The sequence below is a fragment of the Pseudomonas mosselii genome (assembly GCF_003205295.1).
GTDB lineage: Bacteria > Pseudomonadota > Gammaproteobacteria > Pseudomonadales > Pseudomonadaceae > Aquipseudomonas > Aquipseudomonas mosselii_B.
Window position 1 is genome coordinate 12,328 of sequence record NZ_QJRP01000010.1, and the last position, 25,383, is coordinate 37,710.

Consider the following 25,383-nt stretch of genomic DNA (forward strand, 5'->3'; position numbering starts at 1 on the left):
GTCAGGTCTGCCTGGGCATGAGCGGGCTTGCCTCGCGATAGCATCATGAAAGGCAACAAAAAACCCGGCACTCAGGCCGGGTTTTCTGGATTCAAGGCGAACAATCAGGCCTTGAAGGTCTTGCCTTCGAACTGCTCGGCAACGAACTTCCAGTTGACCAGGTTCCAGAACGCCTCGACGTACTTCGGACGCAGGTTGCGGTAGTCGATGTAGTAGGCGTGTTCCCAGACGTCGCAGGTCAGCAGCGGGGTGTCGCCGCTGGTCAGCGGGCAGCCGGCGCCGATGGTGCTGGCCAGGGCCAGGGAGCCGTCGGCCTTCTTCACCAGCCAGCCCCAGCCGGAGCCGAAGGTGCCGACCGAAGTCTTGGTGAACTCTTCCTTGAACTTGTCGAACGAACCGAACGCGGCGGTGATGGCATCAGCCAGGGCGCCAGTCGGCTGGCCGCCGCCGTTTGGCGACAGGCAGTTCCAGTAGAAGGTGTGGTTCCAGACCTGGGCTGCGTTGTTGAAGATGCCGCCCGAAGAGCTCTTGACGATCTCTTCCAGGGTCTTGCCTTCGAATTCGGTGCCCGGGACCAGGTTGTTCAGGTTCACGACATAGGTGTTGTGGTGCTTGTCGTGGTGAAACTCCAGGGTTTCCTTGGAGATGTGCGGCTGCAGGGCATCGTGGGCGTACGGCAGCGGCGGCAATTCAAAAGCCATGGTGGATCTCCTGATTCAGGTCTGTTTGCGGTTTGCGCCAGGCCTCACGGGTGGCCTGATGAGCGTCGGCGAGTCTGTACTCTTTGCGACGCGAGGGCTGGATCATAGCACCGGCCCGGGCGCTTAACCACGCAACATCTGTGGGGAATAGAGGTTCCAGAGCGGTTGGCGGGTACCGACAGGCGGACGCTTCCAGGCGATGTGCAATCCCTGTAGGAGCGGCCTAGTGCCGCGAAAGGGCCGCTCCTACAGGGGCGCGGTTCAGTTGAAGATCAACTGCGCCGCCACCGCAAACATCATCACCGCCACCATCAGGTCGAGCATGCGCCAGGTCGCCGGGCGTGCCAGCCACGGCGCCAGCCAGGCGGCGCCGATCGCCAGGGTCGAGAACCACACCAGCGAGGCACTGGCTGCGCCGGCCACATAGGCGCCGGGCACGGTCTGCTGGGCGCCGAGGGAGCCGATCAGCAGCACGGTGTCCAGGTACACATGGGGATTGAGCAGGGTCACCGCCAGCGCGCTCAGCAGCACCGCGCGGCGCGAGCGCATGCCCTGGCCTTCCCGATGCTGCAGGCTTTGCTTGGAAAACGCGCTGCGCAGCGCCTTGGCGCCGTACCAGACCAGAAACACTGCGCCGCCCCAGCGCGCCACCGCCAGCAGCGTGGGGTTGTGCGCCAGCACCGTGGCCAGGCCGAACACCCCGGCGGCGACCAGCAGCGCGTCGCAGACCACGCACAGCGCCGCCACCGGCAGGTGATGTTCACGGCGCAGGCTCTGCGCCAGGACGAAGGCGTTCTGCGCGCCGATGGCCATGATCAGGCCGAAGGCCACCAGCATGCCGTTGAGATAGCTTTGCCACATAGCGGGAACACTCCACGGGCACCGATGTGGGCATCGGCGCGGATCAACAAGAAAGATGTGGCTATTGTGGCGGCTGCAACGGTATAAGAAAAACCAATAGAGCTGATCAGTCATTAGAGAAATCGATGTTCGACTACAAGCTGCTCGCCGCCCTCGCCGCGGTGATCGAACAAGGCGGTTTCGAGCGCGCCGCCCAGGTGCTGGGGCTGTCGCAATCGGCCATCTCGCAACGCATCAAGCTGCTCGAGGCGCGGGTCGGCCAGCCGGTCCTGGTGCGCGCCACGCCACCGAGCCCGACCGAGGTCGGCCGGCAGTTGCTCAACCATGTGCAGCAGGTACGCCTGCTCGAACGCGACCTGCAGCGCCAGGTGCCGGCGCTGGACGAGGAAGGCATGCCCGAGCGCCTGCGCATCGCCCTCAACGCCGACAGCCTGGCGACCTGGTGGGCCGGTGCGGTGGGCGCTTTCTGCGCGCAGCAGCAGGTCCTGCTCGACCTGGTGGTCGAGGATCAGGAGGTTGGCCTCAAGCGCATGCGCGCCGGCGAAGTGGCGGCGTGCCTGTGTGGCAGCGAACGGCCGGTGGCCGGAGCGCGCAGTCTGCCGCTGGGGTCGATGCGTTATCGTGCGCTGGCCAGCCCCGCGTTCATGGCGCGCTACTTCCCCCAGGGCTTCGCGATCGAGCGGTTGGCCCGTGCTCCGGCGATTGTGTTTGGACCGGATGACTTTCTCCAGCATCGCTACCTGGCGTCGTTGGGGGTGCAGGAAGGTTTCCTGCATCACCTGTGTCCCTCGTCCGAAGGTTTCCTACGCATGACCGAGGCTGGTCTTGGCTGGGGGCTGGTGCCGGAGCGGCAGGTGGCCGAACAGCTGGCCCGTGGCGAGCTGGTGGAAATCTGCGCCGATACCCCCATCGATGTGCCTCTGTACTGGCATCATTGGCGCAACGGCGGGCAACTGCTCGCCCAGCTGACCGACCACCTGCGCCATTCGGCACGGCACTGGCTGGTGCCCTTGTAGGCACATCGGGCGTCAGCTGCATCCGAAATCTGGCAATGCGGAGTCTTACATGCGAATTCTGGTCACCGGCGCGAGCGGCTTCATCGGCGGGCGCTTTGCGCGATTCGCCCTGGAGCAGGGCCTGGAGGTGCGGGTCAATGGCCGGCGGGCGGAGGGCGTGGAACACCTGGTCAAGCGCGGGGCGCAGTTCATCCCGGGCGACCTGGGCGACGCCGAGCTGGCCCGGCGCCTGTGCCAGGGCGTGGACGCGGTGGTGCACTGCGCCGGCGCCGTGGGCACCTGGGGCCGCTACCAGGACTTCCATCAGGGCAACGTGGTGCTGACCGAGAATGTGGTCGAGGGTTGCATCAAGGAGCATGTGCGGCGCCTGGTGCACCTGTCGTCGCCGTCGATCTACTTCACCGGCCGTTCACGCCTGGACATCCGCGAGGACCAGGTACCGCGCCGCTTCCATGACCATTACGCGCTGACCAAGCACCTGGCCGAGCAGAAAGTGTTCGGCGCCCAGGAGTTCGGCCTGGAAGTGCTGGCGCTGCGCCCGCGTTTCGTCACCGGTGCCGGCGATGCGAGCATTTTCCCTCGGTTGATGCGCATGCAGGCCAAGGGGCGCGTGGCGATCGTCGGCAATGGCCTGAACAAAGTCGACTTCACCAGTGTGCACAACCTCAACGAGGCATTGCTCAGTGCCCTTTTCGCCGAGGAACAAGCCCTTGGCCAGGCCTACAACATCAGCAACGGCCACCCGTTGCCGCTATGGGACGTGGTCAACTACGTGATGCGCCGCATGCAACTGCCGCAGGTCACCCGCTACCGCTCCCCAAGCCTGGCCTATGGCCTGGCGGCGCTCAACGAGGCCGCTTGCATGCTTTGGCCCGGGCGCCCGCAGCCGACCTTGAGCCGCACGGCAGTGCAGGTGATGAGCACCGATTTCACCCTCGATATTAGCCGCGCCCGTCAGTACCTGGACTACCGACCCCAGGCCGATGTGTGGTCCGCGCTGGATGAATTCTGTGCCTGGTGGCAGGCGCAGACGGGGCAACGCTGAACCTGTGGGCGGGATGATGGTCATCAGTGCGCCGCCCAGGCGGTTTATACTCATGCCTCTTTGCTACTACCGCGGTTGAATGCACCCATGCGTAACGACGCCCACGACGATTTTGACGACGTGCCCACCCTGCGTGCCGGCACCCCCGATGATGACGAACTGCTGCCCGCCCATGTGGCCCGCAGCCGCCAGAAGGCGGTGCGCCCGCGCAGCAATGGCCCGCTGTGGGCCCTGCTGGGCGCCTCGTTCATCGCCCTGGGCGGGCTGGGCTGGTGGAGCTTTCAGCAGATCACGCTGATGGAGCAGCAACTGGTCGCGACCCAGGAGAGCTTCGCCCGCATCAGCGAGGAAGCGGCCGGGCGCCTGCAGGCGATCAGCGGCAAGGTCGATGCCAGCGAGTCCAGCAACAGTACTGGCAGCGAGGCGTTGAAGCTGCAGATCCGCCAGTTGCAGGCCTCGCTGGCCGAGCAGGGCAAGCAGCAGCTGGGCGTCGCCGGGCAGGCGGGGGACCTGGGCAAGCGCCTGGAACAGGTGCTGGCCGACACCCGCGAGCAGCAGAAGGCGGTGACCGAATTGCAGGGCCAGTTGCAGGCGCAGCTCAAGGCAGTCAATGCCGAGCTGGCGGCGCTCAAGTCGGGTCAGGTGGATGGCGGCAAGCTGGATGGTCAACTCAAGACCCTGAGCAATGAGGTGGCGGCGCTGAAGAAGCAGGGCAATCCGAGCGCGGCCATCGAGCGCCTTGAGCAGGATGTGCTGGTGCTCAAGAGCCAGGTCGACAACCGCTCGGCCGCCTCGGCTGGCGGAGCGTCGGTGCAGGAATTCGATGCCTTCCGCGGGCAGATGACCCGCAACATCAGCACCCTGCAGAGCCAGATCCAGAACCTGCAGCAGCAGATCAACGCCCGGCCTTGAATCGGCCCATTGCATTGCAGGCAGGTCGGAACTTGATTTTGACTGCGGGGCAGGGTTGTGGCGCCTGATACTTCGATCGGGTGCCATTGCTTCTGATCTTGCCTACTCCCGTACAGGCATCCTTCCCTTCGACAGACCCCAACCCCGTCCGTACCTGGCATTTTTGTCAGGTGTTGGACTGGCGGGAGTTTGTTACATCTACAGCACGACGACGGCAGCGGTTTCCTCCTTCGATCCTGTGTCCATCACTCGTTGGCAATTGCCTTGTGTCGTGACGAACTCGTTGCCCCCGTATCCGCAAGGGTGCAGGGCCGCGCACCTGTAGAACCGATTAGGAAAATGGCCATGAACAAGCCTGTACCCAAACCACTCAGCGGTCAGTTGCTGCGGCCCGCGGGTAAACGTTCCAAAGTGTTGTCTCCGCAGGGTGGGGTGTTTGCATTCAAGGACCTGATTGTCGAGGGTCTTGTCGATGACGGCGTGGACGATCCTGCTGAACTCTTGCCGGTGGCGGACCATGACAAACCCTTGAAAGTGAGGGTACCGAACTGGGAGGAGGTCGAGGAAGGTCTGGTCATCGCGTTGTATGTAAACGGTGGCGAGGAACTCGAAGACGTGGACGGGGCCTGGCATGAGATCACGGCGATGGAAGCGGCTGATCCGAATCACGAGTTTCCACTGGAGTTGCCCAGTACGTATTGGGACTTTATTGCAAAGGGGGAGGATCGCACCTTCCAGGTAGGTTACTCGGTGCGACCAGCATTCTCACCTGTATACGAAAGAGGGCCCCGCCGGGTCATTCGCATCGACAAGGTGGCACCAGGTGGCAACCCGGGCACGCTCGCGAGGCTGTCGTTTGCTTCGGAGATCGAGGCCAGGGGGCGCATCCTGATGGAAGACTTTGTCGCTGGCGTGCTCAGGGTTCATGTCAGAGGCTATCTAGCGCAGAAGCAGGGTGACCAGATCATGGTGACCATGACCGACGGCACCACCCCAGTGTCGATCGGCCCGATCGTCGTTATCAGCAGCACTGACGCCACGCTTGTGGAGCTGCCGCTGACCGAGCTGCAAAAGCTCAAGGACAATACCCCGATCACATTCACCTACACGTCGCAGGATCGGGCAGGGAATCTCTCGATCGTTTCCGTGCCTCATGACACCCTGCAGTTGCTGTTGCAGGATATCCCCGTCGTTCTCCCTACGCCTGAAGTGCCAGGTTTTGACGAACCGGGCGACCCGCTGATTCTCGACAAGGATGCCCGTGCGGGCATCAGGCTGGTGGTTCCCGAGGTCACCGGGGCCCGTATCGGCGACAAGGTCGTCGTGCTTTGGGGAGCCCAACGTTCGGATGAACACGAAGTCACCGTGGTGTCGCCATCGCCAGCCCCATTGTTGGAACTGGATCTGCTGTATCCGCTTACCAGTGCGGGCCCGCAGGCAGGGGCCGTGGCCGTCAGCTATGAATTGTGGCGCGGCGGCTTCAAGATCGGCGACGCGACGTCCCCGGCGAGCGTCAATGTCGACCTGCGACTGCCGGGTGGGCCAGATCCGGATCCGGAGCTGCCAGCGCATGGCAATCTGGAATTGGGCACCATTGTCGGCAATGACTCCGGGCAGGCGGATGACCTGACGCCCGAGGATGTCGCAAAAGGTGCGCAACTGACCATTCCCTGGCTCGCCCTTGATGGCAGTGAACTGCTGGAGGAGGGCGATAAACTCCAACTGGTCTGGGGCACACAGCCCCCCCATGCTCTTGCTCCCGTGAGCGCTGCTGAGGCAGCTGCCAAGGTCGACATCACTCGCCCGGTTCTCCCGACCGTGCTGGCCAGTGAGCCCAGCGGCACGGTACAGATGGTCTATACCGTGACCCGGGAGTTCGGTGCGAATGGCGAGGAAAACACCGCGCGTTCGCCATCCAAGCCTGTAGCCCTCCTGCGCGGGGAAGATCTGCCGGGAGAGGGCACTGCGCTCAAGGAGCTCGAGTTCACCGACCTCAATCGGTTTGGCGCAATCGATATCGAGAAGGCGCAACGACCTTTACCGGTGAGAATCGAGCTTTATGACAACGTGGAGGTGGGCGACACCATCGTGATCCATCTCAGGGCAGACGACAGTCAGCGGCCGACCCCCGGAGACCCGATCGCGGATGCCGAACAAGATCTCGATCTCATCAGAATCGAACAGCACCACAAAGATGCCGGCGAACTCACGTACGAGATCGCACGCAGATGGGCCTTCATCGTCTGCACCGGCTCGGCCACCGTCGAATACACGGCGACAAATGTCTATGGGCCGACGAAGGCCGGTCACCACCGCGTGCCGGTCGCGGTAAGAGAACCCAGTCAGCCAACATGCCCGTTGCCTTGAAGTGAAAGTGCCCTGGCGATTCGCCAGGGCACTGTTTCTTCACATTCCATGATCGCCTTTGGGCACCTTGACTGGCCGAGGATGACGAATGAGCACCTTCAATGAAGGGGTAAAGGGCACGCTTGAGTTCAACGTACTCAAAGTCGATGCGCTATTGGATGACGGTTACGACGAGGTCCCCGAACTGTTGCCCAGCGGCAAGCTGGACGACGACCTTCAGGTGATTGTTCCATGGTGGCCAGAGATCGATGTCGACCACCACATCGCGCTGACCTGGGACGACCATCTTCTTGAGGACGAGGAGGGTGGCTATCACTATGTTGAACAGTCCGAGGTCGACGATGAAGACCATGAATTCAGGCTCGCCATACCCGCTGCCTACTGGCGTTCGGTAGGTGAGGGTGAGGATCAACGGTTCCGTCTTGGTTATGCTGTTCGCCCGTATCTGAGCGAAGTCTGGACGTACGGCCCAAGCCGCACTGTTCGCATCGACAGGCAGGCCCCCGGTGGTGAAGACGGGGCCCTGGGAAAGATGGTGTTCCCCAAGGCACTGGAGGACAAGGGCGTCATCCTTGAGTCCGATTTCGAGCAGGGCGTGCTCTGGGGCACGATCAGCGGTTACTTGCATCAGGCGCTGGGTGACACGATCACGGTCAGTATGACCGATGGCATTGAACGAGTCAGCGCGGGGCCGTTCACCGTGTGCAGCGAGCGCGAGGCTACCCCCATCGCGTTGCCCCAGGCCACGTTGCAGACATTGGTTGGCGGGATTCCGATCGCTTTCACCTACCAGATACTGGACCGGGCTGGTAACGAGTCCGCCCAGTCGCTGGTTCACGACAGCCTGGTGCTCCAGGTCGCACAGCCGCTGCCTGCGCCGCGAGTGCTGGATGCCGACGACGCGGGCAACCTTGATTTCAACCTGCTGGGAGATGCCGACGTCCGCATCTTGCTGGACCCCGACGACCGTTGGGTCGCCGGGCAGGCCGTGACGCTGGTCTGGGTGGGCATGACCGCCAATGGCAGCCTTCTGACACCTGTGATCAAGCATGGCCAGTTGAAGGCGAGTGGCGTTGAAATCCTTCTGGAGAACGCCCATGCGGCAGCGGTGTTGCAGGGGGATGCACGCCTTGTCTACCGCATTGATGAAAGTGGACTCGGTTCCGATCCACGGGGGATCTCCATCATCGGCTCCCTCGAACTGGACGCTCCCGAGGTGGACGAGGCAGCGGACGGTGCGCTCGATCCTGAGAATGTTCCGCCGCAGGGCGCGACGATACGGATCAAGGCCTACCCCCATATGGCCAAGGGCGATCAGATCCTGCTGGAGTGGAATGGCGTTTCCGCTGCTGGAGATCGTCATGATCTTTCCTGGACCCTCGACGTTCATCAAGTGGGTGACCTTGAGCAAGTGGTCGAGAAGGACGACGTCGAGGTCCTCGTCGGGGGACGGATCACCTTGTTCTATACGCTGACTGCGGTGGGCGGCGCCCTCTCCGGTTCCGCGGACCGCGATCTGCGGGTCGGGCGTGTTGCATTTCCACGCCCTGAAGTGGAAAAGGCGTTTGGTGATGGCAAGGACCAATTGGACTTCAACCGCGACTTCGTCGGGGCCAGCCATGTGAAGGTCACCGTGCGCCAGTACGCCGGCATGGCCGGTGACCAGGTCGCGGTAGTGCTGGAGGTGCCGGACATTGTCTACCAGTCACCCTGGAGGGACGTCGTCGGGCCAGCGGATCTGGTGTTTGAGGTCCCCGCTGGCGTGGTGATGCACGGCATCGGGCATACGGTGCCGATCAGCTACAAGATCCGGCGCGGTGATCAGGAGGAAACCTCGGATGTACTGGAGTTGAAAGTACTGGAACAGCAGTTGGATATGCAGGCTCCCAGATACATGTCCTTTGCCGGCCTGGAGCCGAAGTTCATCGTGCGCTATCCCGAGGTCAAGAACGGCGATCAGCTCGACATTCACTGGCAGGTTGAAGGGGAGCCGTCCAGGAATGCAACGGCAGCGGTGTATCAGGACGCCAGCTACTGGCTTGTGCCCATCGAACCGGGCTGGGTTGCCGCGGATAAAGGAAAGATGGTTTACGCCAACTATTCCGTTGTTCCGAAGGTGGGTGATAAACGGCAGTTTTCGCCTGTTCATGCATTCAAGCCGCAGTAACGTTCGGCCCCTGCCAACCCAACACGCCATCCGCCATGTCGAGGCGGAAAGCAGTGTTCTTACGGTGCGTTAACAGAAAAATCCTACAGAAGATTCTTGTCTTTCTGTAGAGACTATTCGCTGTTTCAACGGTGCCGAGGTGCTACGACGACTGGCCGTTCGGTTGATGATGTCTAGTGGGAGATTGCTATGAGAAGTTCCAGCATGCCCTTGAGTGTCGCGGTAGGCCTGGTTACCGCCCTGTCAGGCGCGGGCCTGGCCGAGGCCAAGGTACTCGACAACCAGAGTGAAACGGTCACTGGCCCGGTCGCGGATACCTATGAACTGAGAAACGGATCGACCTTGGAGATCACCGCCACCGGCAGCACCCAGGGTATAACCGTCTCTACGGGGTCGACCGTCACTGTCAATGGCGGACAGGTATCTGCCAACGGTGCGCAAGCCGGCGTCAACCTGCGCGATGGCACCCAGGCACTGCTCAATGGCGCAACCGTGACGGGTGGGGCGACGCCTGCCTCGTTCGGCGTTTCGGCGCTTCTGGCCTCCAGCATCCGGGCCCAGGGCAGCACTATTGCAGGTGGCAGCGGTGCCTCCCTTGTGCAAGGCAGCAGCCTTGTTCTGGAGGGTAGCACGCTCACCGGGCTGGAACGTGTCGGCGCCTTTGTCGTCGGTTCCAGTCTGCAAGCCACGGGTGGCAGTCTCGTCAGTGGCAAGACCTATGGTCTGGATGTGCGCCAGGAGTCGGCAGCCAACGGTGGTGGCGACTCCCGGGTGATCCTGGACGGATCGACGGTCAGGGGCGATACCGAGAGTGCCATTATTGTCAGGGCTGGTACCGGGAGGTCCACCGGTACTGCACATATTCTGGTGGCCAACGGCAGCCAGCTTATCGGAGGCAATGGCAATATCCTCGAGGTCATCGGCGGCATGACCGCCGACTTCACCGCGGACAACAGCCAGTTGAGCGGCGATGTGGTGGTGGAGGCCGGTAGCACCGCGAACCTGCTGCTGCAGAACAATGCCTCGCTGCGGGGAAACCTGGTCAATGTGCAGAGCCTGGATCTGGACAGCGGTAGCCGCTGGATCCTGACCCAGAATGGCGAGGTTGGCGAGCTGACGCTCGACAATGGCACGGTCGATTTCACCGACCGGGACACAACAGCGGGCTTCAAGACCCTGACGGTAGAAAGCCTCAAGGGGTCGGGCATCTTCGTGATGGACATCGACCTGGCCAGCGGCACCGGCGATCTGCTGAAAGTCACCGGGGCCGCTGAGGGCAGCCACCAGTTGAGCATCGCCAGTACCGGTGCCGACCCGGTCGAAGGGCAGGCTGGGCACCGTATCGTCGAAACCGGTGGCGGCGACGCGACCTTCGGCCTGCTGCACGATATCGATTTCGGTACCTACACCTACACCCTGGAAAAAGGCGAGGGCGAGGACAACTGGTACCTGGTGCAGAAGTTCGACGACAGCGGCAACCCGATCGTGACGCCGGGCGCCCGTGCGGTGCTGGGGATGTTCAGCGCCGCGCCCACCGTTTGGTATGGCGAGCTATCCTCGTTGCGCAGCCGTATGGGTGAATTGCGCCTGGGGCATGGCCAGGGCATCTGGATGCGCAGCTACGGTAACCGCTACAACCTCTCGGCGGGCAGCGCCGTGGCCTACCAGCAGGATCAGAACGGCGTGAGCTTCGGCGCCGACGGCGCGGTGCCGGGCCACGACGGGCGCTGGCTGCTTGGGGTCATGGGCGGTTACAGCGAGTCCGACCTGGACTTCAGCCTCGGTTCATCCGGCAAGGTCAAGAGCTACTACGTCGGTGCCTACAGCACCTGGATGGCCGACAGCGGTTACTACGTCGACGCGGTGCTCAAGTACAACCGCTTGCGTAACAGCAACGATGTGGTGATGAGCGATGGCCGTCGTACCAAGGGCGAATACCACAATGATGGCCTGGGGGCCTCTGTGGAGGTTGGCCGGCACTTCAAGCTGGACAATGGTTGGTATGTCGAGCCGTTCACCCAGGTGTCCACGCTCTGGGTCGATGATGACAGCTACACGCTGGACAACGGCATGCGCGCCCAGAGCGATGGCGCCAACTCGGTGCTCGGCAAGGTCGGTGCCCAGGTCGGGCGCAGCCTGGCGCTGGACAACGGCAGTATCCTGCAGCCTTACTTGAAAGTCGCGGCGGCTCACGAGTTCATCAAGAGCAACAAGGTGAAGGTCAACGACAACCACTTCACCAACGACCTGTCCGGCACGCGGGGCGAGTTTGCCGTGGGGTTGGCCGCACAGGTGTCCGAAGTGCTGCAGTTGCATGGCGAGTTCCAGTACAGCAACGGCAAGCACATCGAACAGCCTTATGGGGTCAACCTGGGCCTGCGCTACAACTTCTGACCGCTTGGCAAGCCCGCTCCTGCAACAGACTACATCCGTGGATAATCGATATACCCCACCGGCCCCCTGGCGTAGAAGGTTTCCGGACGCGGCGCATTGAGCGGCGCATCGGTGGCCAGGCGCGCGGGCAGGTCGGGGTTGGCGATGAACGGGATGCCGAAGGCCACCGCATCGGCCTTGCCGCTGGCCAGGGCCGCGTTGGCGCTGGCCTTGTCGAAGCGTTCGTTGACGATGTAGGGACCGCCGAACGCCGCCTTGATCAGCGGGCCGATACTGTCGTCGGCTTCCTTCTCCCGCGAGCAGATGAAGGCGATGCCACGCTTGCCCAGCTCCCGTGCCACGTAGGTGAAGGTCTCGGCACGGTCGGCGTCGGCCATGTCGTGGGTGTCGGCCCTTGGCGCCAGGTGCACACCCACGCGGCCCGGACCCCACACCTCGATGGCGGCGTCAGTGACTTCCAGCAGCAACCGTGCGCGGTTCTCCAATGAGCCGCCATAGCGGTCTGTGCGCTGGTTGGTGCTGCTCTGCAGGAACTGGTCGAGCAGGTAGCCGTTGGCGCCGTGGATCTCCACGCCGTCGAAGCCGGCGGCCTTGGCGTTCTCGGCGCCGCTGCGGTAGGCCTCGACGATGTCGGCGATCTCCTCGGTTTCCAGGGCCCGTGGGGTCGGGTAGTCGCTCTGTGGGCGGACCAGGCTGACATGGCCCTTGGGCTGGATCGCGCTGGGGGCAACCGGCAGCTCGCCGTTCAGGTACGACGGGTGGGAGATGCGCCCGACATGCCACAGCTGCAGGAATATCCGCCCGCCCGCGCCGTGGATGGCCTTGGTCACGTTGAGCCAGCCGCGCACCTGCTGGTCATTCCAGATCCCGGGGGTATCCGGATAGCCGACGCCCATCGGCGTGACCGAGGTCGCTTCGCTGAGAATCAGGCCGGCGCTGGCGCGCTGCACGTAGTATTCGGCCATCAGCGCGTTGGGCACGCGGCCTTCGTCGGCGCGGCAGCGGGTCAGCGGGGCCATGATGATGCGGTTGGGCAGTTCCAGGTCGCCCAGGGTGATCGGGTCGAACAGCGTAGTCATGTGCAAAGCCTCGCTTGGATCAGAGCTCTTGGCTCATTTGCTCGAGGAACGCCTTGATGGTCGCCTCGTTGCGTTTGAAGAAATGCCACTGGCCGATCTTCTGGCTGCTGATCAGGCCGGCGCGTTGCAGGGTGGCCAGGTGGGCGGAGACGGTCGACTGCGACAGGCCGCAGCGCTGGTCGATCTGCCCGGCACACACACCGTGCTCGGTGCTGTGGTACTGCTCGGGAAACTGCGCGGCTGGGTCTTTCAGCCAGTTGAGGATGTCTCGCCGGACCGGGTGGGCCAGGGCTTTTATGATTTCGTCGAGATCGAGGGGCATGCTTGGCTCGTGGTGTGTAGCGGTATATCGCGATGGAGCGAAATATAAATCGTTGCATCGCGATAGACAAATATGAAAGGGTTCTGAGGCAAGCGTCATTGGCTATATCGGTTCATGACGATATGGGCGCCGGCGGTGCTAGACTGGCGCCATGAACTACCTCGCGCACCTTCACCTGGGCGGCCCCGAGCCGCAACAACTGCTTGGCAGCCTGTATGGCGACTTCGTCAAGGGCACGCTGGAAGGGCGTTTTCCGCCGGCGCTGGAGGCTTCGATCCGGCTGCACCGGCATATCGACAGCTACACCGACAGCCACCCGCTGGTGCTGGCGGCGCTGGCGCGTTTCCCGCGCGAGCGGCGACGCTTCGCCGGGATCGTGCTGGATGTGTTCTTCGATCATTGCCTGGCCAGGCACTGGGGGGAGTACGCAGAACAGCCGCTGGCGCAGTTCACCGGCGACTTCTACAAGGTGCTGCTGGCCGAACCGCAATTGCCGGGCCGGCTGGCGCGGATCGCGCCGTACATGGCGGCGGATGACTGGCTGGGGGCCTATGGCGACTTCGCCACCCTGGAGCAGGTGTTTGGCGGCATTGCCCGACGCTTGTCGCGGCCCGAGGGGATGGACGGGGTAATGGGGGAGCTGGAGCGTCTGTACGAGCCGCTGCTGGCGGATTTTCGCGAGTTCTATCCGCAGTTGCAGGCGTTTGCGGCAGCGCGAAGACGCCAGTCCAGCTGACCTTAACTGTTCAGGCTGCCTTGGCCTGGCGGCGCGGCTCGACTTCCTCGATGCCGAACAACGCCTGGCGCACCGCCTGCTGGGCCTGAAACGCCAGCGCCGCGCGTTCCTGGCCTTCGCTGCCAATCGGAGGCAACAGGTGGATCACCACCTCGCCCCGGTCGTGGCCAAATATCCGCATCAGATGGGACACCAGGTCGTCCTCGCCAATGAACGGCGCAATCGTATCGGGTTCGCCCGCGCGCAGATACTGGATCGCCACCGGCTGCAGCGGCGTACCCTGGTCGATGGCCCCGGCCAGCAGACGTCCATGGAAGGTGCGCAGGGTGCGACCGTCGGTGGTGGTGCCTTCCGGGAAGATCAGCAGGGGACGTTGCTCGCCCAATTGTTCGCTGATCTGCTGGCGTAGGCGCTGGGCATCGCCACCGCCACGGCGGATGAACAACGTACCGGCTTTTTCGGCCAGCCAGCCGGCCACCGGCCAGTGGCGGACCTCGGCCTTGGACAGGAACGACAGCGGCGTGAGCATGCCGAGCAGCGGAATATCGGTCCACGACACATGGTTGCAGACCCAGAGCATCGGCCGTTGCGGCAGCTCACCCTTGATCTTGACGTCGAAGGGCAGGGCGGTGACCAGGCGGCCCATGAACAGCCGTGTCCAGCGCTGGCGGCGTTCGATGGAGGCCTTCAGGCCCAGGCGCTCGCCCAGGGCGATGACACTGGCCATCGCCAGTCCCAGGGCCAGCACCAGGAACAGCCGCAGCAGGCGGGCAGCGGCCCGCAGGCGCGGCATCAGACCGCCGCCTTGAAGTGACGGGCATAGCGCGGGCAGAGGTCGTCGCGCTTGAGCAGGATGAACACGTCGGCGACCTGGAAGTCCTCGTCCCAGCAAGGCTCCCCGCAGATCTTCGCGCCCAGGCGCATGTAGGCCTTGAGCAGCGGCGGCATCTCGGCGATGACGTTGTTCGGCAGCGACAGGCTGGGCAGCGGGTTCTTCGGTTCGGCGCGCAGGTGTTCGGTGCACAGGTAGCGTTCGCGCAGGCGCTGCATGATCGCGTGGGCCTGCACGCCGCCGTCCTGCATGGGGATGCTGGCGCAGCCCATCAGGTAGCTGTAGCGGCCTTCGTTGAGCACTTCGGCCAGTTCGCTCCAGAGCACGGCGATGGTGCCGCCGTTGCGATAGGCCGGATCGACGCAGGTACGGCCCAGTTCGAGGATCGGGCCCTGCAGCTGCAGCAGGCCGTGCAGGCTGAATTCTTCTTCACTGTAGAAGCGGCCCAGGCTGCTGGCGGCCTGGTGGTCGAGCAGGCGGGTGGTGGCGACCAGCTGGCCGGTGGCCAGGTCGCGCACGCCGATGTGGCGGCAGTGGATGTCGTAGTCGTCCATGTCCAGGCCGTGTTCGGCGCCCTTGAGCTTGGCCTTGAATTCGGCGCTGAACACCTTGAAGCGCAGGGCCTGTGCTTCCTGCAGGGCCGCGGCGCCGACCAGGCGCTCGGCTTGCAGACGGCGTTCAGTGCTGTTGTCGCCAGAGCGAGCGATCCGAGTCATTGCGAGTCTCCATAAGCCAGCCAAAGGGTTGCGGCCGGTCGGCTTTGTTGTGCAAAGTCAGCCTAGGTACGCCCGGTGTCACCCCCGTGAATCTTTGGTGATGCTTGCGTGACACCCCTACAAGGAGCTTGCGATGGCCTGGTTGCAACGACTCAACGACCCTTTGCGCCACCCGCTGGCGGCGACCCTGGGTGAAACCTACGCGGCGGTGCTCGAGCGCCTGGGTAGCGTTGCGCCGTTCGAGCTGGCGGTGCTTGGCGGGCGTGCCATGGCCACGCCGGGCCTGGCCTTCCTGCTCGGTTACCAGGCGGCGCTGCGCGTGCTCTGGCCCAGCGCGCCCGCCAGCCTGGGGGCGTTGTGCGCCACCGAGCGGCGCAGCGTGCGCCCGGTGGACATGCGCACCCGCCTCGATGGTCTGCGCCTGACCGGCAGCAAGGACTTTGTCACCGCTGGGCTGGACGCTGAATGGCTGTTGGTGGCGGCGCGCCATGAAGGGCCGGGCGAGGCGCCGCGGTTGCAACTGGCGGTGGTCTATCCGGGGGAGCCCGGTGTCAGCCTCGAGGCCTTGCCGACCCTGCCGTTGATGCCCGAAGTCGGCCATGGCCGGCTGCAGCTAAAGGAGGCGGCGTGCGAGTTGCTTGCCGGCGATGGCTGGGACGCCTACGTCAAACCCTTCCGCTCCCTTGAGGACCTTTATGTGCTCGCCGCGCTGGTGGCCTGGCTGCATGGCATCGCCCAGGAATGCGCCTGGCCGCAGGATTTGCGGCTGCGGCTGATCGGGTTGCTCGCCGGTTGTGCCGAGGGTAGCCGGCAATGCCCGGACAGCGTGGCCTGTCACTTGCTGCTGGGTGGCCTGTTTGCCCAGTTCCAGGGCTTGCGGGGCGAGATCGACCAGGCGCTGGCCGCAGGGCCCGAACACTGGGCGCAATTGTGGCAGCGCGACCAGGGCCTGCTGGCGCTGGCCGCCGTGGCCCGTGACAAACGCCTGGCCAAGGCCTGGAGTGCCGCCGGATTGTCATGAAAGCCTGAGAGGCTGAGGAGTCTTTGAATCAGGCTACCCTATGAAGGTACTGTTGCTTGTCCTGGCCATGACCACCGGCCCGGCCTGGGCCGAAGACTGGCCCGCAGCGCAATGGCTGGTCGATGATGCGGTCATCGACTGGCAGGCCGTCGACACCTATGCCTTCGCGCCACGCGCTGCCGAACGCGGCGGCATTCGTACCGACGCGCTGCTGATCATTCGCGATGGTCGTATTCTCCACGAGCGCTACGTCGAGCCAACCCGTGCCGACACACCGCACCTGACCTGGTCGGTGAGCAAGAGCGTGCTGGCCACGGTAATGGGCGTGGCCTACGGTGAGGGGCGCTTCAAACTCGACGACCCGGCCGGTCGCTACTACCCGGCACTGCAGCAGCACCCCGGGCTGCGCCTGGTCGACCTGTTGCACTGGGCCAGTGGCCTGGCCTGGCAGGAGGACTACGAGTATGCACCCTTGAAGTCGTCGGTGGTGGCCATGCTCTATACCCGTGGCCGCACCGACATGGCGGCCTACACGGCAGCAATGCCCGCCGTCAGCGCGCCCGGCACGCACTTCGCCTACTCCAGCGGCGACAGCAACCTGCTCGCCGCCAGCCTGCGCGGCATGCTCGAACCCGCACGTTTTACCGACTACCCCTGGCAGGCCCTGTTCACCCCGCTGGGGATCGATAGCGCAGTTTGGGAACAGGATGGCGCGGGTACCTATGTCGGCTCCTCCTACCTCTATCTCAATGCCCGCGACCTGGCGCGCATCGGCCTGCTGATGCAGCGCGACGGGCGCTGGCGCGAGGGGCGGTTGCTGCCGGCCGAGTGGGTGGCGTTCAACCGCACCCTGTTCAGCGCCGCCGAGCCTGTGCCGGGCGAAGCCAACCCCGGCGGTCACTGGTGGCTCAACCAGCCGCTGCCAGGCCAGCCGACACCCTGGCCGGACGCGCCGACGGACACCTTCGCCGCGCTCGGCCACTGGGGCCAGGCGCTCTACGTGGTGCCCTCGCGCAAGCTGGTGATCGTACGCTATGCCGATGACCGCGATACCAGCTTCAGCCACAACGAACTGCTCAAGCGGGTGCTGGCCGCCGCGGCCGGGGAGGGCACATGAAACGGGTCGTGTTCCTGCTGGTGCTGGCCGGACTGGCCTGGGCCTGGCATGAGCGCCAGGCACTGGCGGACTTCCCGGGCATTCTCTCGGCCTATTCGGCGAAGGAGTATTGTTCGTGCCGCTTCGTCATGGGCTTTGCTGAAACCTACTGCCGAGGCTATGTGCAGCAGTACCTGCCCTTGAGCCTGCTGGAGGAGGACGGCGCCGGGCGCCTGGTCACCGCCGAGGGCCTGGGGCGGCGCAACCAGGCCGCCTGGCAGGGCATGCGCGAGGGCTGCCGCTTGCTGCCGTGAGGCCGTGCGGGTAAGGTTGACGGCCTTGATTTACAGGATTTCACATGTTCAAGCCGTCCCGCCTGCTGCCCGCCCTCCTGCTCGCCCTGTGCCTGCCCGCTCACGCCAACTGGCACCTGGATGGCGAGTCCTCGCGCCTGTCCTTCGTCACCGGCAAGAACGGCAATATCGCCGAGGTCAACCGATTCCTGGTGCTGCACGGCAAGGTCGACCGCAAGGGCGCGGCCGAAGTGAGCATCGAGATGGACTCGATCAGCAGCGGTATCCCGCTGCGCGACGAGCGCATGCGCGACAACCTGTTCGCCTTCGAGCAGTTCCCCGAGGCCACGGTACAGGCGCAGATCGACCTGCGTCCGATCAACGACCTGGCCAATGGCGCGCAGCTGGAGCTGCGCCTGCCGGTCAGCGTCACCCTGCATGGCCAGACCCGCAGCTACAACACCCTGCTGCTGGCCACGCGCCTGGACGAGCGACGATTCCAGGTGGTGACCCTCGAGCCGCTGATCCTGCGCGCCTCTGACTTCGGCTTGCTGCCGGGTCTGGAAAACCTGCGCAAGTTGGCCGGGCTCAAGTCGATCAATCCCTCAGTGCCGGTGAGCGCGGTGCTGATCTTTACCGCCCGCTGACATGCCGGGGCCGGTCTTCCCCTGGCGGGATGGCAACCAGTTCGAACTGCTGATCGACGGCCCTGAGTTCTTTCCGCGCATGTTGCTGGCGATCGTGCGCGCCGAATTCCAGGTCGACTTGGAGCTGTATCTGGTCGAGGGTGGCGCCTGCGCCGAGGCGGTGGTCGAGGCCCTGGAGCAGGCGGCGCGTCGCGGCGTACGGGTGCGCTGCCTGTTCGACGACTACGGCTCGCTGGCCTTCCCCACGGCCCTGCGCGAGCGCCTGCTGGCGGCGGGCGTCTACCTGCGCTGGTACAACCGCCTGCGCTGGCGCCGGGGCCTGCGCAACCTCTATCGCGATCATCGCAAGCTGCTGTTGGTGGATGAACGGTTGGCGGTGGTCGGCGGCACCGGGGTGACCGATGAATTCTGGACACCGGGCGAGGAGGCCAGCGAATGGCACGAGGTGATGGTGCGCATGCAGGGGCCGATCGTCACCGACTGGCAACTGCTGTTCGATCGCCAGTGGCATGCCAACCAGCGTCGTACCGCCTGGCGTCCGCCCGAGGGCTTTGGTCTGCCGCGCCTGCCCCAGGTGCCGGTCCAGGGGCAGGGCATGGGCCGGGTGGCCTACGCCGACGCCCGCCAGCACAAGGACATCCTGCATGCGCTGGTCCGCGCGCTGAACAGCGGCCAGCGCCGTATCTGGCTGGCCACGCCCTATTTCCTGCCGACCTTCAGCGTGCGCCGCTCTCTGCGCCGCGCCGCGCAGAAGGGCATCGATGTGCGCCTGCTGCTCACCGGTCCGCGCACCGACCACCCGGCGGTGCGCTATGCCGGGCATCGCTACTATCCGCGCCTGCTGCGCGCCGGGGTGCGGATCTTCGAGTACCAGCCGTGCTTCCTGCACCTGAAGATGGTGCTGGTGGATGACTGGGTCAGCGTGGGGTCGTGCAACTTCGATCACTGGAACCTGCGCTTCAACCTCGAAGCCAACGTCGAGGCCCTCGATCCACCGCTGACTGCTGCGGTGGCCGCCAGCTTCGAGCGCGACTTCGCCCAGAGCCTGGAAGTCGACCTGGCGCGCTGGCATGCGCGGCCGTTGTGGCGGCGGGTGCAGCAGCGCCTGTGGGGCTGGCTCGACCGGGTGGTGGCCAACCTGTTGGACCGGCGAAACTAGCATCGTATATCGCGCTCGGGCAAAGCGGACTATCGTGCAGGGATTGTTCCCAGACAACCGAAGGAGTGGATGCGATGACGGCGAAGAAGATTCTCATGCTGGTGGGCGACTATGTGGAGGACTACGAGGTGATGGTGCCGTTCCAGGCCCTGGCCATGGTCGGCCATACCGTCCATGCCGTGTGCCCGGAGAAGATTGCCGGGCAGACGGTGCGCACGGCGATCCACGATTTCGAGGGCGAGCAGACCTACAGCGAGAAGCCGGGGCACAACTTCGCCCTGAACTACGACTTCGTCCAGGTGCGCGCCGAAAGCTACGACGCGTTGCTGATTCCCGGTGGCCGTGCCCCGGAATACCTGCGCCTGAACGACAGGGTGCTTGAGCTGGTCAAGGCCTTCGATCAGGCTGGCAAGCCTATCGCGGCGGTGTGCCATGGGGCCCAGTTGCTGGCGGCGGCAGGTGTGCTCGAAGGGCGTGAGTGCAGTGCCTATCCCGCCTGTGCGCCCGAGGTACGGCTGGCGGGTGGGCGCTTCATCGATATCGCGGTGGACCAGGCCCATGTGGACGGCAACCTGGTGACCGCGCCGGCCTGGCCTGCGCATCCGGCGTGGCTGGCGGCGTTCCTGAAAGTGCTGGGCACCCGTATCTCCTGACAGACACGCTGGACTGTAGGAGCGGCCTCGTGCCGCGAAAGGGCTGCGACGCAGCCCCAGGATCAGCGTTCATGCAACGATCGCCGGGGCCGCTTTACGGCCCTTTTGCGGCACGAGGCCGCTCCTACAGGGATCGAGCACTTGTAGCGGTCATGGAGAAATACCTGTCGCGCAGGGGAAAGGCCGCAGGGCAGGGTGGGTGCTAGGGTGGACCTCAGTCATAGCCATCGACAGGACGACCGCCCCGCATGGAAATCCGCTTGCTCCATGGCGCCGCCATCGCGCCTTACATCGATGACCTCGCGCGCCTGCGTCTGACGCTTTTTCGCGAGTTTCCCTATCTCCTGGACAGCTCCCTGAGCCACCAGGCCGATTACCTGGCCAATTACGCCGAGTCCGGGCGCAGTCTGGTGGTGCTGGCGCTGGACGGCAGCCGGGTGGTGGGCGCCGCCACCGGTCTGCCGTTGGTGGATGTCGATCCCGAGCTGCAGCAACCGTTTCTCGCCCAGGGGCGTGACCCGGCTTCGGTCTATTACTTCGGCGAGTCGGTGCTGCTGCCGGCTTACCGTGGGCAGGGGCTCGGCGTACGCTTTTTCATCGAACGCGAGTCCTATGCGCACAAGCTGGCCGAGTTCGACTGCTGCGCGTTCTGTGCGGTGGAGCGCCCCTCCGGACACCCACGGCGTCCGGCGGACTACAAGCCATTGCAGGGCTTCTGGCGCAACCGCGGCTTTCTGCATGAGCCGTCGCTGCGTACCACCTACCATTGGCGGGACCTCGACGAGCAGGCGCAGTCGGCGAAGATCATGTCGTTCTGGCTCAAGGCGCTGCCTGTCTAGAAATCCACGGCCTTGAAACGACGACGGCCCCACGAGGGGGCCGTCGCTGCTACAGCGGGAGGCTTACTTCACTTCAACTGCCAGGCTCTCGGCGATCTTGCTTTGCCACAGCGCGGGACCAGTGATGTGCACCGACTCGCCCTTGCTGTCCACCGCGACGGTGACCGGCATGTCCTTCACTTCGAACTCGTAGATCGCTTCCATGCCCAGCTCGGCGAAGGCCAGGACCTTCGACTTGCGGATGGCCTGGGCTACCAGGTAGGCGGCGCCGCCGACGGCCATCAGGTACACGGCCTTGTTGTCCTTGATCGCCTCGATGGCGGTCGGGCCGCGCTCGGACTTGCCGATCATGCCCAGCAGACCGGTCTGCTCGAGGATCTGGCGGGTGAACTTGTCCATGCGGGTAGCGGTGGTCGGGCCGGCCGGGCCTACCACTTCGTCACCGACCGGGTCGACCGGGCCTACGTAGTAGATGAAGCGGCCCTTGAGGTCGACCGGCAGCTCTTCGCCACGGTTGAGCATCTCGACCATGCGCTTGTGCGCGGCGTCGCGCCCGGTGAGCATCTTGCCGTTGAGCAGGATGGTCTCGCCCGGCTTCCAGCTGGCGACTTCTTCCGGGGTGATGTCGTCGAGGTTGACGCGACGGGCGCTCGGGCCGGCTTCCCAGACGATTTCCGGGTAGGCGTCCAGCGACGGCGCTTCCAGCTCGGCAGGGCCGGAACCGTCCAGCACGAAATGGGCGTGGCGGGTGGCGGCGCAGTTGGGGATCATGCACACCGGCAGCGAGGCGGCGTGGGTCGGGTAGTCCATGATCTTGACGTCGAGCACGGTGGTCAGGCCGCCCAGGCCCTGGGCGCCGATGCCCAGCTGGTTGACCTTCTCGAACAGCTCCAGGCGGATTTCCTCGAGGCGGTTCTGCGGGCCACGGGCCTTCAGTTCATGGATGTCGATGGACTCCATCAGCACTTCCTTGGCCATGACCGCGGCCTTCTCGGCGGTGCCGCCGATGCCGATGCCGAGCATGCCAGGCGGGCACCAGCCGGCGCCCATGGTCGGGACGGTCTTCAGAACCCAGTCGACGATCGAGTCGGACGGGTTGAGCATGGCCATCTTCGACTTGTTTTCCGAGCCACCACCCTTGGCCGCGACATCGACCTCGACCTTGTCGCCGGGGACGATGGAGTAGTGGATGACGGCCGGGGTGTTGTCCTTGGTGTTCTTGCGGGCACCGGCCGGGTCGGCCAGGATCGAGGCGCGCAGGACGTTCTCGGGCAGGTTGTAGGCGCGGCGCACACCTTCGTTGATCATGTCGTCGACGCTCAGGGTGGCGCCGTCCCAGCGTACGTCCATGCCGACGCGGATGAACACGGTGACGATACCGGTGTCCTGGCAGATCGGGCGGTGGCCGGTGGCGCACATGCGCGAGTTGATCAGGATCTGGGCGATCGAGTCACGCGCGGCTGGCGACTCTTCACGCAGGTAGGCTTCGTGCATCGCCTGGATGAAGTCGACGGGGTGGTAGTACGAGATGAATTGCAGGGCGTCGGCGACGCTCTGAATCAGGTCGTCTTGCTTGATCACGGTCATGCAGCGCGCTCCTCTTAAAGACGGGAACATTCGAAAAGGCATTCCGACAGTGCACACCTGTATGTCAGGAACGCCTGGCAAGGCGCCGGCTGGTCGGGCCGGCACAAAAAGGCGCGGCAGTATACCGTGCCACGCCTTCGGAAACACCTGCACGTGGTCTGGACCAAGGTCGGCAGGGAAAGGGCATCCTTTTTGCTGATGACATGCGATGCTGTGGCATCGGGAGCGCAAAGTGGCGCCAGTAATACTTTTAATCGGACGAGAAACCTGACCATGCCCGAACTCTGCGTGGGCGAGCGCCATTGGGCAGTACCAGGCGGCAGCAATCTACTGGATGCCCTCAACGAGGCAGGCCTGAACGTGCCCTACAGCTGCCGCGCCGGCAGCTGCCACGCCTGCCTGGTGCGTTGCCTGGGAGGTATGCCCATCGACGCGAAACCCGAGGCGCTGGCGGCGGAAAAACGCGAGCAGGGCTGGCGCCTGGCCTGCCAGTGCTCGGTCACCAGTGACCTGCGGGTGGCGCTGTTCGACCCCCGAAACGATGGCCTGCCGGCCACGGTGATCGGGCTGGACTGGTTCGCCGATGTGCTGCGTCTGAGGTTGCGAGCGGAGCGGCCATTGCGCTACCAGGCCGGGCAGCACCTGGTGTTGTGGAACGACGGCGTTGCGCGACCCTACTCGTTGGCGAGCCTGCCGGGCGAAGACGATTTTCTCGAATTTCACCTGGATTGCCACCGTCGCGGCGCGTTCTGCGACCAGGCAAGGCAACTTCGGCTGGGGGATGTGCTGAGGCTCGGCGAACTCCGGGGCGGTGCGTTGCACTACGATCCGGACTGGCAGGCGCGGCCGCTCTGGCTGCTGGCGGCGGGTACCGGGCTGGCGCCGTTGTGGGGCATCCTGCGCGAGGCGTTGCGACAGGGGCACCTAGGACCGGTCAAGGTGCTGCATGTGGCACGTGAGCATTACCTGGCCGAGGCGTTACGGGCGCTGGCTGGGGAACAGGTGAGTGTGGAACTGGTGGCGAGCGAAGATTTCGAGGCGGCGTTGGCGGGGTTGCGCTTGGCGTCGCGTCAGACGGTAGCGTTGGTGTGCGGGGCGCCGGGGCGGGTGGAGCAGTTTGCTCGGCGGCTATTTATAGCGGGTGTGCCCAGGGGGCAGGTGTTTGCTGATGTGTTCAGTGAGCATGCTTGAGAGAGCAGGGAGGGCTTTGCCCTCCTTTCGCGACACAAGGCCGCTCCCACAGGTTCCCCGCAACCTTGGAGTTGCGCGGTAGTTGTGGGAGCGGCCTTGTATCGCGATAGGGCCGCAAAGCGGCCCCAACGGGAGCAGGGTCAGCCGACCAGCGGATCACCGACATGCAGGATCTTCATGCCATTGGTGCCACCGATGGTGTGGTAGCTGTCGCCCTTGGTCAGGATCACCCAGTCACCTTGCTCGACCAGGCCGCGCTTGAGCAGCTCGTCGACCGCCGCCTGGCTCACCTTGTCGGCCGGCAGCGAGGCCGGGTCGAAGGCGATCGGGTAGACGCCGCGGAACATGTTGGCACGGGCCTGGGTGGCGCGGTGCGGCGACAGGGCGAAGATCGGCACGTGCGAACGCAGGCGCGACATGATCAGCGGTGTGTAGCCACTTTCGGTGAGGGCGATGATCGCCTTGACGCCCGGGAAGTGGTTGGCGGTGTACATCGCCGCCAGGGCGATGGACTCGTCGCAGCGCTCGAAGGTGGTGTGCAGGCGGTGGCTGGACTTCTGGCTGGTCGGGTGCTTCTCGGCGCCCGAGCAGATACGGGCCATGGCCTGCACGGCCTCGATCGGGTAGGCACCGGCGGCGCTTTCGGCCGACAACATCACCGCGTCGGTGTTGTCGAGCACGGCGTTGGCCACGTCGGACACTTCGGCGCGGGTCGGCATCGGGTTCTGGATCATCGACTCCATCATCTGGGTCGCCACGATCACCGCCTTGTTGTTGCGGCGGGCGTGCTGGATGATCTTCTTCTGGATGGCGATCAGCTCGGCGTCGCCGATTTCCACGCCCAGGTCGCCACGGGCAACCATGACTGCGTCGGAAGCGAGGATCAGCTGATCGAGGGTCTCGTCGTCGGCGACCGCTTCGGCGCGTTCGATCTTGGCCACCAGCCAGGCGCTGCCGCCGGCTTCGTCACGCAGCTTGCGCGCGTATTCCATGTCGCTGGCATCACGCGGGAACGACACGGCCAGGTAGTCCAGGTCCATTTCCGCGGCCAGCTTGATGTCGGCCTTGTCTTTTTCGGTCAGGGCCGGTGCGGTCAGGCCGCCACCCTTGCGGTTGATGCCTTTGTGGTCGGACAGCGGGCCACCGATGATCACCACGCAGTGCAGGGCATCGGCAGTGGCGGTTTCGACGCGCATGACCACGCGGCCGTCGTCGAGCAGCAGTTCGTCACCGACCCCGCAGTCCTTGACCAGGTCGGGGTAGTCGATGCCGACGATGTCCTGGTTGCCTTCGGTCAGCGGGTGAGCGGTGGAGAAGGTGAACTTGTCACCGACTTTCAGTTCGATGCGCTTGTTGGCGAACTTGGCGATGCGGATCTTCGGACCCTGCAGGTCGCCCAGCAGGGCGACATGGCGGCCGTTCTTGGCGGCGATGTCACGGATCAGGCGGGCGCGGGCCTTGTGCTCGTCCGGGGTGCCGTGGGAGAAGTTCAGGCGTGCCACGTCCAGGCCGGCGAGGATCAGCTGTTCGATCACTTCCGGCGAATTGCTGGCGGGGCCAAGGGTGGCGACGATTTTGGTACGGCGGATGGTCATGCACAGACTCCTATAGTGAAGCGCAGCGAAAGGCTACTCCTCAATTGCGCTGTAGTCATTGTTCCGTTGCACTACCCGCACACGAAGGAGGGTTGCGTTTGAACGGCGCGGGTATGCTTGCAAAAGACGGTGAAGATTTGTCGTGAAAGGCCGA

The 25,383-nt window shown here is 64.6% G+C and carries 23 protein-coding genes; 15 read left to right on the forward strand and 8 right to left on the reverse strand.

Annotation, left to right across the window (positions count from 1 at the left end):
• Positions 1-104: 104 nt before the first annotated feature.
• Both DMX06_RS12080 and DMX06_RS12085 read right to left on the reverse strand, forming a co-directional pair.
• Positions 105-701, reverse strand: a complete 597-nt coding sequence (locus tag DMX06_RS12080; protein WP_102682810.1) for a superoxide dismutase — start codon at positions 699-701, stop codon at positions 105-107.
• A gap of 261 nt (positions 702-962) precedes the next feature.
• Positions 963-1,562 carry a LysE/ArgO family amino acid transporter gene (locus DMX06_RS12085; protein ID WP_110737317.1) on the reverse strand — a complete coding sequence of 200 codons (600 nt, stop codon included), beginning with the start codon at positions 1,560-1,562 and terminating at the stop codon, positions 963-965.
• A 125-nt stretch (positions 1,563-1,687) separates the two neighbouring features.
• Here DMX06_RS12085 and DMX06_RS12090 point away from each other — a divergent pair, with 125 nt between their 5' ends.
• From DMX06_RS12090 to DMX06_RS12115, 6 genes are all read left to right on the forward strand, one after another.
• On the forward strand, positions 1,688-2,578 hold the full coding sequence (locus DMX06_RS12090) for a LysR family transcriptional regulator ArgP (RefSeq protein ID WP_110737318.1): 891 nt from the start codon (positions 1,688-1,690) through the stop codon (positions 2,576-2,578).
• Between the two features lie 49 nt (positions 2,579-2,627).
• Entirely contained in the window at positions 2,628-3,623 is a 996-nt protein-coding gene (locus tag DMX06_RS12095) for an NAD-dependent epimerase/dehydratase family protein (RefSeq protein ID WP_110737321.1), read from the forward strand.
• Between the two features lie 87 nt (positions 3,624-3,710).
• On the forward strand, positions 3,711-4,535 hold the full coding sequence (locus DMX06_RS12100) for an ATPase (protein WP_110737323.1): 825 nt from the start codon (positions 3,711-3,713) through the stop codon (positions 4,533-4,535).
• 345 nt (positions 4,536-4,880) lie between these two features.
• A complete protein-coding gene (locus tag DMX06_RS12105; RefSeq protein WP_110737324.1) occupies positions 4,881-6,902 on the forward strand; it encodes a hypothetical protein in 2,022 nt (673 codons plus the stop codon).
• 88 nt (positions 6,903-6,990) lie between these two features.
• A complete protein-coding gene (locus DMX06_RS12110) occupies positions 6,991-9,069 on the forward strand; it encodes a hypothetical protein (RefSeq protein WP_110737326.1) in 2,079 nt (692 codons plus the stop codon).
• 189 nt (positions 9,070-9,258) lie between these two features.
• Positions 9,259-11,463 carry an autotransporter outer membrane beta-barrel domain-containing protein gene (locus DMX06_RS12115; RefSeq protein WP_110737328.1) on the forward strand — a complete coding sequence of 735 codons (2,205 nt, stop codon included), beginning with the start codon at positions 9,259-9,261 and terminating at the stop codon, positions 11,461-11,463.
• Positions 11,464-11,492: 29 nt separating this feature from the next.
• On the opposite strand, the gene DMX06_RS12120 is transcribed toward DMX06_RS12115, so the two are convergent.
• Entirely contained in the window at positions 11,493-12,542 is a 1,050-nt protein-coding gene (locus tag DMX06_RS12120) for an alkene reductase (RefSeq protein WP_110737329.1), read from the reverse strand.
• Positions 12,543-12,561: 19 nt separating this feature from the next.
• A complete protein-coding gene (locus DMX06_RS12125; RefSeq protein ID WP_110737331.1) occupies positions 12,562-12,864 on the reverse strand; it encodes an ArsR/SmtB family transcription factor in 303 nt (100 codons plus the stop codon).
• Between the two features lie 151 nt (positions 12,865-13,015).
• Here DMX06_RS12125 and DMX06_RS12130 point away from each other — a divergent pair, with 151 nt between their 5' ends.
• Entirely contained in the window at positions 13,016-13,600 is a 585-nt protein-coding gene (locus DMX06_RS12130) for an acyl carrier protein phosphodiesterase (RefSeq protein ID WP_110737333.1), read from the forward strand.
• Between the two features lie 10 nt (positions 13,601-13,610).
• Here the strand turns inward: DMX06_RS12130 and DMX06_RS12135 are convergent, their stop codons facing one another.
• Together DMX06_RS12135 and olsB are read right to left on the reverse strand one after the other, a co-directional pair.
• Positions 13,611-14,393, reverse strand: a complete 783-nt coding sequence (locus DMX06_RS12135) for a lysophospholipid acyltransferase family protein (protein ID WP_110737335.1) — start codon at positions 14,391-14,393, stop codon at positions 13,611-13,613.
• The gene (olsB, locus tag DMX06_RS12140; RefSeq protein ID WP_110737336.1) at positions 14,393-15,148 is read right to left on the reverse strand and encodes an L-ornithine N(alpha)-acyltransferase; all 756 of its coding nucleotides are present in this window, start codon (positions 15,146-15,148) and stop codon (positions 14,393-14,395) included. Before olsB ends, DMX06_RS12135 begins: the two co-directional genes overlap by 1 nt.
• A gap of 133 nt (positions 15,149-15,281) precedes the next feature.
• Between olsB and DMX06_RS12145 the strand changes: the two genes are divergently transcribed.
• From DMX06_RS12145 to DMX06_RS12175, 7 genes are all read left to right on the forward strand, one after another.
• The gene (locus DMX06_RS12145; protein WP_110737338.1) at positions 15,282-16,169 is read left to right on the forward strand and encodes an acyl-CoA dehydrogenase; all 888 of its coding nucleotides are present in this window, start codon (positions 15,282-15,284) and stop codon (positions 16,167-16,169) included.
• A 40-nt stretch (positions 16,170-16,209) separates the two neighbouring features.
• The gene (locus DMX06_RS12150) at positions 16,210-17,286 is read left to right on the forward strand and encodes a serine hydrolase domain-containing protein (RefSeq protein ID WP_110737341.1); all 1,077 of its coding nucleotides are present in this window, start codon (positions 16,210-16,212) and stop codon (positions 17,284-17,286) included.
• Positions 17,283-17,579, forward strand: coding sequence for an amidase (locus DMX06_RS12155; protein ID WP_110737343.1), 297 nt, complete (start codon positions 17,283-17,285; stop codon positions 17,577-17,579). The genes DMX06_RS12150 and DMX06_RS12155 overlap by 4 nt, the downstream gene beginning before the upstream one ends.
• Before the next feature lie 44 nt (positions 17,580-17,623).
• Positions 17,624-18,205, forward strand: a complete 582-nt coding sequence (locus DMX06_RS12160; protein ID WP_050703892.1) for a YceI family protein — start codon at positions 17,624-17,626, stop codon at positions 18,203-18,205.
• A gap of 1 nt (position 18,206) precedes the next feature.
• The gene (locus tag DMX06_RS12165) at positions 18,207-19,364 is read left to right on the forward strand and encodes a phospholipase D-like domain-containing protein (protein ID WP_110737345.1); all 1,158 of its coding nucleotides are present in this window, start codon (positions 18,207-18,209) and stop codon (positions 19,362-19,364) included.
• Positions 19,365-19,438: 74 nt separating this feature from the next.
• Positions 19,439-20,017 (forward strand): DJ-1/PfpI family protein, encoded by a 579-nt coding sequence (locus DMX06_RS12170; protein WP_062572944.1) that lies wholly within the window; start codon positions 19,439-19,441, stop codon positions 20,015-20,017.
• 248 nt (positions 20,018-20,265) lie between these two features.
• The gene (locus tag DMX06_RS12175; RefSeq protein WP_110737348.1) at positions 20,266-20,856 is read left to right on the forward strand and encodes a GNAT family acetyltransferase; all 591 of its coding nucleotides are present in this window, start codon (positions 20,266-20,268) and stop codon (positions 20,854-20,856) included.
• A gap of 63 nt (positions 20,857-20,919) precedes the next feature.
• Here the strand turns inward: DMX06_RS12175 and DMX06_RS12180 are convergent, their stop codons facing one another.
• Positions 20,920-22,443: a fumarate hydratase gene (locus DMX06_RS12180; RefSeq protein ID WP_110737351.1), complete on the reverse strand. Its 1,524-nt coding sequence runs from the start codon at positions 22,441-22,443 to the stop codon at positions 20,920-20,922.
• 273 nt (positions 22,444-22,716) lie between these two features.
• On the opposite strand from DMX06_RS12180, the gene DMX06_RS12185 reads away from it, so the two are divergent.
• Positions 22,717-23,634, forward strand: a complete 918-nt coding sequence (locus DMX06_RS12185; RefSeq protein ID WP_110737354.1) for an iron-sulfur-binding ferredoxin reductase — start codon at positions 22,717-22,719, stop codon at positions 23,632-23,634.
• A gap of 140 nt (positions 23,635-23,774) precedes the next feature.
• On the opposite strand, the gene pyk is transcribed toward DMX06_RS12185, so the two are convergent.
• The gene (pyk, locus tag DMX06_RS12190; protein WP_050703896.1) at positions 23,775-25,229 is read right to left on the reverse strand and encodes a pyruvate kinase; all 1,455 of its coding nucleotides are present in this window, start codon (positions 25,227-25,229) and stop codon (positions 23,775-23,777) included.
• Between the last annotated feature and the right edge of the window lie 154 nt (positions 25,230-25,383).

What these genes read in the sequence shown, in the direction of transcription:
- DMX06_RS12080 (WP_102682810.1), bottom strand. Translation starts at nt 701, where the DNA reads ATGGCTTTTGAATTGCCGCCGCTGCCGTACGCCCACGATGCCCTGCAG.
- DMX06_RS12085 (WP_110737317.1), bottom strand. Translation starts at nt 1,562, where the DNA reads ATGTGGCAAAGCTATCTCAACGGCATGCTGGTGGCCTTCGGCCTGATC.
- DMX06_RS12090 (WP_110737318.1), top strand. Translation starts at nt 1,688, where the DNA reads ATGTTCGACTACAAGCTGCTCGCCGCCCTCGCCGCGGTGATCGAACAA.
- DMX06_RS12095 (WP_110737321.1), top strand. Translation starts at nt 2,628, where the DNA reads ATGCGAATTCTGGTCACCGGCGCGAGCGGCTTCATCGGCGGGCGCTTT.
- DMX06_RS12100 (WP_110737323.1), top strand. Translation starts at nt 3,711, where the DNA reads ATGCGTAACGACGCCCACGACGATTTTGACGACGTGCCCACCCTGCGT.
- DMX06_RS12105 (WP_110737324.1), top strand. Translation starts at nt 4,881, where the DNA reads ATGAACAAGCCTGTACCCAAACCACTCAGCGGTCAGTTGCTGCGGCCC.
- DMX06_RS12110 (WP_110737326.1), top strand. Translation starts at nt 6,991, where the DNA reads ATGAGCACCTTCAATGAAGGGGTAAAGGGCACGCTTGAGTTCAACGTA.
- DMX06_RS12115 (WP_110737328.1), top strand. Translation starts at nt 9,259, where the DNA reads ATGAGAAGTTCCAGCATGCCCTTGAGTGTCGCGGTAGGCCTGGTTACC.
- DMX06_RS12120 (WP_110737329.1), bottom strand. Translation starts at nt 12,542, where the DNA reads ATGACTACGCTGTTCGACCCGATCACCCTGGGCGACCTGGAACTGCCC.
- DMX06_RS12125 (WP_110737331.1), bottom strand. Translation starts at nt 12,864, where the DNA reads ATGCCCCTCGATCTCGACGAAATCATAAAAGCCCTGGCCCACCCGGTC.
- DMX06_RS12130 (WP_110737333.1), top strand. Translation starts at nt 13,016, where the DNA reads ATGAACTACCTCGCGCACCTTCACCTGGGCGGCCCCGAGCCGCAACAA.
- DMX06_RS12135 (WP_110737335.1), bottom strand. Translation starts at nt 14,393, where the DNA reads ATGCCGCGCCTGCGGGCCGCTGCCCGCCTGCTGCGGCTGTTCCTGGTG.
- olsB (WP_110737336.1), bottom strand. Translation starts at nt 15,148, where the DNA reads ATGACTCGGATCGCTCGCTCTGGCGACAACAGCACTGAACGCCGTCTG.
- DMX06_RS12145 (WP_110737338.1), top strand. Translation starts at nt 15,282, where the DNA reads ATGGCCTGGTTGCAACGACTCAACGACCCTTTGCGCCACCCGCTGGCG.
- DMX06_RS12150 (WP_110737341.1), top strand. Translation starts at nt 16,210, where the DNA reads ATGAAGGTACTGTTGCTTGTCCTGGCCATGACCACCGGCCCGGCCTGG.
- DMX06_RS12155 (WP_110737343.1), top strand. Translation starts at nt 17,283, where the DNA reads ATGAAACGGGTCGTGTTCCTGCTGGTGCTGGCCGGACTGGCCTGGGCC.
- DMX06_RS12160 (WP_050703892.1), top strand. Translation starts at nt 17,624, where the DNA reads ATGTTCAAGCCGTCCCGCCTGCTGCCCGCCCTCCTGCTCGCCCTGTGC.
- DMX06_RS12165 (WP_110737345.1), top strand. Translation starts at nt 18,207, where the DNA reads ATGCCGGGGCCGGTCTTCCCCTGGCGGGATGGCAACCAGTTCGAACTG.
- DMX06_RS12170 (WP_062572944.1), top strand. Translation starts at nt 19,439, where the DNA reads ATGACGGCGAAGAAGATTCTCATGCTGGTGGGCGACTATGTGGAGGAC.
- DMX06_RS12175 (WP_110737348.1), top strand. Translation starts at nt 20,266, where the DNA reads ATGGAAATCCGCTTGCTCCATGGCGCCGCCATCGCGCCTTACATCGAT.
- DMX06_RS12180 (WP_110737351.1), bottom strand. Translation starts at nt 22,443, where the DNA reads ATGACCGTGATCAAGCAAGACGACCTGATTCAGAGCGTCGCCGACGCC.
- DMX06_RS12185 (WP_110737354.1), top strand. Translation starts at nt 22,717, where the DNA reads ATGCCCGAACTCTGCGTGGGCGAGCGCCATTGGGCAGTACCAGGCGGC.
- pyk (WP_050703896.1), bottom strand. Translation starts at nt 25,229, where the DNA reads ATGACCATCCGCCGTACCAAAATCGTCGCCACCCTTGGCCCCGCCAGC.